The 6,553-nt window shown below is 55.3% G+C and carries 8 protein-coding genes and 1 tRNA gene; 2 read left to right on the top strand and 7 right to left on the bottom strand.

What is annotated here, in order from left to right; all coding sequences use genetic code 11:
- The 3 genes from AC2FNU_RS14055 to AC2FNU_RS14045 form a co-directional block, all read right to left on the bottom strand.
- Nucleotides 1–1,006, bottom strand: a 1,006-nt coding sequence (locus AC2FNU_RS14055; protein ID WP_496789462.1) for a lytic murein transglycosylase, incomplete at its 3' end; no start/stop codon positions are given.
- Between the two features lie 113 nt (nt 1,007–1,119).
- Nucleotides 1,120–1,767 (bottom strand): GntR family transcriptional regulator, encoded by a 648-nt coding sequence (locus tag AC2FNU_RS14050; protein WP_480801842.1) that lies wholly within the window; start codon nt 1,765–1,767, stop codon nt 1,120–1,122.
- Nucleotides 1,768–1,797: 30 nt separating this feature from the next.
- Complete coding sequence (locus tag AC2FNU_RS14045) at nt 1,798–2,493, bottom strand: M48 family metallopeptidase (RefSeq protein WP_496789457.1); 696 nt, start codon at nt 2,491–2,493, stop codon at nt 1,798–1,800.
- A gap of 100 nt (nt 2,494–2,593) precedes the next feature.
- Between AC2FNU_RS14045 and AC2FNU_RS14040 the strand changes: the two genes are divergently transcribed.
- Together AC2FNU_RS14040 and AC2FNU_RS14035 are read left to right on the top strand one after the other, a co-directional pair.
- Nucleotides 2,594–2,920, top strand: coding sequence for a TIGR02300 family protein (locus tag AC2FNU_RS14040; protein ID WP_496789455.1), 327 nt, complete (start codon nt 2,594–2,596; stop codon nt 2,918–2,920).
- 143 nt (nt 2,921–3,063) lie between these two features.
- Nucleotides 3,064–3,139, top strand: a tRNA-Ala gene (locus tag AC2FNU_RS14035).
- Nucleotides 3,140–3,421: 282 nt separating this feature from the next.
- Here AC2FNU_RS14035 and AC2FNU_RS14030 read toward each other — a convergent pair.
- The 4 genes from AC2FNU_RS14030 to AC2FNU_RS14015 all read right to left on the bottom strand — a co-directional run bounded on the left by AC2FNU_RS14030 (nt 3,422) and on the right by AC2FNU_RS14015 (nt 6,420).
- A complete protein-coding gene (locus AC2FNU_RS14030; RefSeq protein WP_496789452.1) occupies nt 3,422–3,748 on the bottom strand; it encodes a potassium channel family protein in 327 nt (108 codons plus the stop codon).
- Nucleotides 3,749–3,779: 31 nt separating this feature from the next.
- A complete protein-coding gene (locus tag AC2FNU_RS14025) occupies nt 3,780–5,006 on the bottom strand; it encodes an HlyD family secretion protein (RefSeq protein ID WP_496789449.1) in 1,227 nt (408 codons plus the stop codon).
- A complete protein-coding gene (locus tag AC2FNU_RS14020) occupies nt 4,999–5,337 on the bottom strand; it encodes a hypothetical protein (protein WP_496789446.1) in 339 nt (112 codons plus the stop codon). Before AC2FNU_RS14020 ends, AC2FNU_RS14025 begins: the two co-directional genes overlap by 8 nt.
- A gap of 222 nt (nt 5,338–5,559) precedes the next feature.
- Entirely contained in the window at nt 5,560–6,420 is an 861-nt protein-coding gene (locus tag AC2FNU_RS14015; RefSeq protein WP_496789443.1) for a tyrosine-protein phosphatase, read from the bottom strand.
- Nucleotides 6,421–6,553 lie beyond the last annotated feature (133 nt).

Here is a 6,553-nt window from a genome sequence, read left to right as displayed (position 1 = left end):
TGTCATACCCGGCGGATGTCAGACGGCGTTGCAACTCTTTACGGTCCTCTAAAGTCAGACCATTTGCGTCCGGTCCGAACGAGGCCTGAAACGGCGCGCCACCTGCGATCCTGTCCGCCAGATGGCCCACACCAATCGCATAGCTGTCCGAGTTGTTATAGCGTTTGATCACTTGAAAATTGCGGAACACGGCAATACGCGGCCCCGGCGTCTGAGGTTGTAGCACAGCGACCGGCGTGCCGGACACTGTCCCGGCCTCTCCACCCCATGGTTGACCCCGAACCCAACCGGCCCGCGCCAGATACGACGCCGTAGAAGCCAGCGAATCCGTCGGATCTTCGGACCAGATATCGCGTCGCCCATCACCTGTAAAATCCACCGCATAGGCAAGGTATGAGGTCGGAATGAACTGCGTATGCCCCATTGCCCCGGCCCAGCTGCCGGTCATGTTGGCGGGTGTTGTGTCGCCTTCCTGCAAGATACGCAGGGCCGCAACCAATTGCTTTTCAAAAAACGCTCCGCGCCGTCCATCATACGCAAGCGTTGATGTCGCCGAGACGACAGGAACATCCCCACGGCGCGCGCCATAGCGGCTTTCCAGCCCCCAGATTGCCACGACGATTTCTTTGTCCACGCCATACTGCGCTTCGATTTGCGACAGGGTGCCGTTATACTGTCGAAGCATCTTTTGACCGGTTTCAATCCGTTCATCCGATGCAGCGATGGCCAGATAGTCTTCGAGCGAACGTTTGAACTCGACCTGGTTGCGGTCGCGTTCAATTACGTCGGGCAGGTACCCCGCCCCACGGAATGCCTGATCAAGCGTGGTCTGTGAAATCCCTTGCGATGAAGCGCGGGTCTTGAACCCGGCAACCCAGGCATCCCAGCCTGCGTTGGGCACCGCCCGCATTCGCGATGCAGGGGCGCTTGACGGAGCACTGCCGCCCGAACAGGCAGCCAATAGCGTTGATCCAAGGCAAATAGAAAAGGCACGGCGTGTGATCATGTTTGGGGTCTGCTCTTGTTTGTGATTTGGCACAAGCGTACCCCAGCAGAACCCTACAGGCCAGAAGTGTGACGCCGTGATTGGGCAGCATCGTGATGTCGGCGGGAAGCCGCTCAGCTCACCAGCAAACGCAACCCTTGTGTCACGTCCGAGCGCACAGCAAGTCGTAAACCGGGCTCGTCCCCGGCCTTGAGCGCAGCAATGATCAACTTGTGGTAATGCGGGGGCTCGGTCCGCCGCAGACGTCCATACAACGCCCGCATTGTTGGTCCCAATTGCAACCAGACCGTTTCAGCAATGGCCAGCATCGCAGGCGCTTGCGCGCGCAGATACAAAGTGCGGTGAAACTCCAGATTCGACCGAATATAGCCAACCGCATCCCGCTTGGTCACCATTTCAGCAACGGTCATGTTGATGCTCTGCAACCTATCAATCAGTGCGATATGCGCGCGTGGCAAAGCCCGGCTTGCCAGCTCAACCTCCAGCAAAGCGCGCAACGCCGCCAATTCTTCGATCCGGTCATTTGTGAGCTCAGGGGTCGACACGCGACCCGAGGTTGACAGGAACAGCGCCCCTTCCGCAGCCAGACGGCGCACCGCCTCGCGCGCTGGGGTCATCGAGACGCCGAACTCCTTTCCAATGCCGCGCAGGGTAAGTGCCTGACCCGGTGCCATTTCGCCATGCATGATTCTGGATCGCAGAGCCCGGTACACCCGGTCATGTGTGGCAGTTTGGGTTTCGGAAGGGCGCGCGCTAATCATCCACTTATGTGATCACAAAATGGCGCAAGGTCAACTCGGCTCTGCATCGAACCTGTATCGATGCAACTCGGCCCCGTTGTCGCGCAACCAGCGACGAGGCTTTTGATACGGACCAAAAATCTTCTCGACCTGATCCCAAAACGCACGCGAATGATTCATCTCAGCCAGATGCGCCACTTCATGAGCCGCCACGTAATGCAACACCTCAGGCGGTGCCAGAATAAGGCGCCATGAGAACATCAACCCACCGTGCGAGCTGCAGGATCCCCAGCGAGACCGCGTGTCGCGCAGGCTGAGCGTGGTGTACGGGCGTCCAAGCATCGCAGCATAGTCGTCACATGCACCGGACAAACGGTCCCGCGCCAGTTCCTTGAGAAACCGGGCCAATCGCCGCGCCTCGGCGCCTTCAGGAACCGCAACTTCATGCGCCTGAAGCAACACCCGACGGCCAGTTGCCGGAACGATTCGCCGATCAACGCCTTCGATTGGGATTGTCTGCCCAAACTCGACCTGAGTCTTATCCGGCCGATCCTGCAAATGCTGCCGGATCCATTCTTCCTTGGTACGTGCAAAATTCAGGGCTTCGGTTTCAGGCACGCCAACCGGATAAGTCAACGTAACCCGCCCATCCAGTTGGGAAATACGTAAACTGATACGCCGTGCCCGGGCCGATTTGCGCAGCCTCAATGGCACCGGCGGCGTCCCTGGCAATGCGTGCTCTCCCATATTGCGACCTCTCTTGCGCAAAGACTTTGACAGTGCCCTCTGCCTGTGGCAGGTGAGCTGAATCATTTAGACGACTCACCTGATATCAAGGGGATTTGACATGCCCAAGGAAGAATGGGGCGTAAAGCGCGTTTGCCCGACAACCGGTAAGCGGTTTTACGACCTAAACAAGGACCCGATCATCAGCCCCTACACTGGCGAGATCGTGGAGCTTGAAACATCCAAAAGCCGCATGATCGCGGCGGATGCAGAAGATGCAGCTTCGGTCAAGGCACGTGAAAACGCGTCAGACGAAGATCTGGTTCTGGACGATGACGACAATGTCGACGTCGAACTGGATGACGATCTGCTGGACGACGATGACGACAATAACGATGACGTATCTTTGGACGACATCACCGACATGTCGTCGGACGAAGACAACTGATCAAGCAAAAAAGGCGACCCAAGGGTCGCCTTTTTATTCGACCTCAGACCTGAACGGAAAGTTGCGGTGATTTCCATTTTTGGACTTGCACTCGGCGCGTCTGTCTCATAAACGTCCGGTCACCGCGCCGACGGTACCATGATGGGGCCTTAGCTCAGTTGGGAGAGCGCTTGCATGGCATGCAAGAGGTCAGGGGTTCGACTCCCCTAGGCTCCACCAAAACCTAACAATACAACTAGATAGCAAGGCGTCAGAGCGGTGTGGCACACAGGTGTGACACAAAATGAAGCTGCATGCGTGTCTCTCACTGTCCAGACATGGCATGTATTACTTTCGTTGGCCCCTGCCGGACACAACACCAAAACCCCGCACGAAACCAAGCAACACACGTAGGACCCTTCGGGTGTCCTTGTGTAGGGCCAGTTTACAAGAAGCACGCTCGCTTCCTTAGGCAAGTGGCAACGCGCGGATGCGCAATTTCAACTGACTAGTTCAAAAAAATTAGAACTCCGCTGTCATCGCGGTCTCGACGGCATGAACGCCTATACCGACAATAATTCCGGCAAAGATCAGCCCAACAAATGCATTCATAACAGCCAAAGCCCGGCTCGCGGGTTTCTCAGGTTTTATGTCGCCGTAACCTACCGTGGTAGCGTTTATGAACGCATGGTAGAGGCTCGATCCAGTTGACCAGCCTTCGATCTTGCCAATCGATATTCCCAGTGTGCAAACCAGAACCAATAAAAACACAATTATGGGTGACAGGTAGACTAGGTCGTAAAAGAAAACCGACAGAAACGTGCAAATGTAGCTGGCGTCGCAACCCATAGCGAAACTCTACCTCTCTGCCGGTCGGGGCCTAGTTGAATACCAATGTCTTCACAGGAAGCAGGATCGCTTGCGCACGCAAGACAATTGCATTTGCTATACCCATGCCATCCACAATCCTTGCGATGAAAGCAGAGAGACCCGTGATCTCACCAGCGTCGATTTCCTCCGCTCGACTTGTGTAGGCAACGCCAACACACGCACTACCGGGTGGGATGCTCTCAAGATGCTGCGGGAAAATCGGTGCCAGAAAAGCCGTAACTGTACCGGGGCGGACTCGGTCCTGCTGATCCAGCAGTGCATCCCCTGGTCTGAATTGCCCCGCAGCAATCGCGCCCTGTACTTCGTCTATGACCATTGGGATTATGGTCAACGGTTTGGATGGACAAGTGATTTCCACCAGCATACCCGGCCTCAACACGCTTACTGAAATCTGACCGAACGCTGCAACAAAACGCCCTTGACCAGTGACTTTGGGCACCAAAATCCCTGCAGGGCGTAGAATCGGATTAACAATGTCACCCGGCTTTAGGAGGAACTGCGTTACAGTCCCATCCACCTCAGCAAATACGGTGGATTTTGATATCTCGTTCTCAGCCTCTCTCAAAACCGCACGTGCAGTTTCAAGCTGCGCAGGGAGAAGAGTGGTTTGACGCAGTTTAGCACCGTCTAGCGAGGCAAGAGCGGCTGCGCGCTGACTTTCCGCGCCGGTCACTGCTGTTTGCAAGCGTTCCAATTCCTGCTCACTAACAACAGTGTTGTTTCGTTCCGCAAGCTCCAGACGTCGGTCCAAATCGCTCGTAGCCTGAGCAAGGTCAGCTTGCGCGGCCTCAACCCTTGCGATGGCGCTTGTGACTTCTGTTGCGGTCAGGCCCAAAGCCGCCTCAATCTCTTCGATACGTCGCTGAGACGTCTCCGCCGCTGCCTCCTGCCGTGTGGTGTCCAAACGGAAAATGGCTTCGCCAGCTGTAACGTCTTCATTGTTGGCAACGTAGACCTCCGCGACCCGCCCCGCGCGATCCGACAGAATGGTAACCGTGCGAAACGCCGCAGAGACATTCCGCGTTGAGGGGTGGAAATAGAAGATAATCGTGATCAGCGTCACAGCCAGTATTGCGCAGGCGGTCAAACCCCACCGCAATTCATACCAGACGTTGAACAGGGTTATTTCGTGGCCCCACCGCTTGCCCTGTTTGTAACGGCGATACAAATAGTCCGGGACGATTGTGATCAGCGCAGAGAAGACTAACTCAAGCATTGTCGCTCTCCGAGACGTCTACTTCGGTATTGAGTGGAAAGATTTCATGCAACGGCACGGCAGCGATCAGAATTGCCGCGATCCAAAAGGCGTTGTTCAGGGTGAAGAGAGAGATCAACCCAAGCACGCCGACCAACTGCATTTGTACTTTGTGAGCACCAGCGGCCATGCGATCAGGAATGGCTTGCACGGTGAAATAGAGTGCACCAAAACCCAGCAGCGCCATGACTAGAACCAATCCTACAACGATCAGAAAACCGTCCGTCTCCCCCGGAGGTGTTACCCAAAACGGGAGCCTCGCCATCGCCTCATCAGAAATAGAACTGTTCACCCGTCCCACCCCGTCTTCAACTGATCACATTCAAATATAACCGATTGAAATCAAAAAGACCAATTTCGCTGCAGGTAGCGAGGCGGCTTTGTTTCGGCTTGAGTAAGGCCGTTGCCGAGCAGAAGCGCTCCGACCCCTACTGGTGTGGAGCGCTTTGCAGTAGCATTTCGGAAAGATAGGCTGATGGTTCCCGGCCTTGGCCTCACTCCTTTTCGAACTTGATCAGTTCAAGTACCGATTGCGCAGTTTTTCCAGGTCTGCGTTCGTCAGGCCAAGACCTTCCTGCAAATAGGTGTCCACGGAGCCATAGGTCTCGTTCACGCTGTTGTAAAAGTTATCCAGGTACTCCATTCGTACACCCAACGAAGGCCAGACAGCTTCAGGGGGCATGTTCGTGCCGTGCTCAGCATTTACTTGGTTGGCAATCTTCACTGACGCGTTGTCAGCATCCTTAAGGACATTGCTCATCATGAAATCAGATTCGATGTCCTCTCTCGTGACGCCCAGCGCACTCAGGACCAAAGCGGTTGCAACGCCGGTTCTGTCTTTCCCACCCGAGCAATGGTAAAGCACGGCTTCACCTTCCGGCTGGTTTATCAAAACGTCGAACAGGTTTCGAAGTTCAGTCGTGTAGTCAGTCGGAATGTATCCGAAGGCGTCGAAGAAAAGCGCGTCTGTTCCTGCCTCAGTAGCGGTCCCAGACTTGATATCGTTGCGCATGTCCTCAATCATTTGAGCTTCTTTTTCCATGACGGGAAAATTGTAGCGCGTTGGTCCCTGTCCGGTTGGCCAGTGAATTGGGTGGGCCGTCGCTTCCAAAGTGGTTCTGAGATCAACGATGGACGTCACCCCGAGATCCTCGACAAAGGTCATTCCGTCCGTGCCCATGCCATCTATTTCACCAGAACGAATGAGTTGGCCTGTACGCACCGTGCGACCATCTGTGGTCTTAAGGCCCCCAAGGTCCCGTGTGTTGGCCACACCTTCGATGGGGATAGCGCGCTCTTCAGAAGCAAGCGCAGTGTTAAGGTTTCCACCACCTGACAAAGCGGCGGCCAGGATCAACATTCGTATGATAGTCATTTGGTTGCTCCTCTTAAGTGATCGTTATGTCCGTTCTCGACCAAGCGCAGACTTGCGTTCGGTGAAACACGGGTACTGTCTGCACCAGTTTCAAAAGCCGAACCGTGCGCCAACAAATGGACCGTCGAAAGTC

The organism is Ruegeria sp. BHSB064 (genome assembly GCF_059613205.1).
Note: the sequence above shows the minus strand (reverse complement) of the source record. Positions and strands in the feature narration are given on the sequence as shown.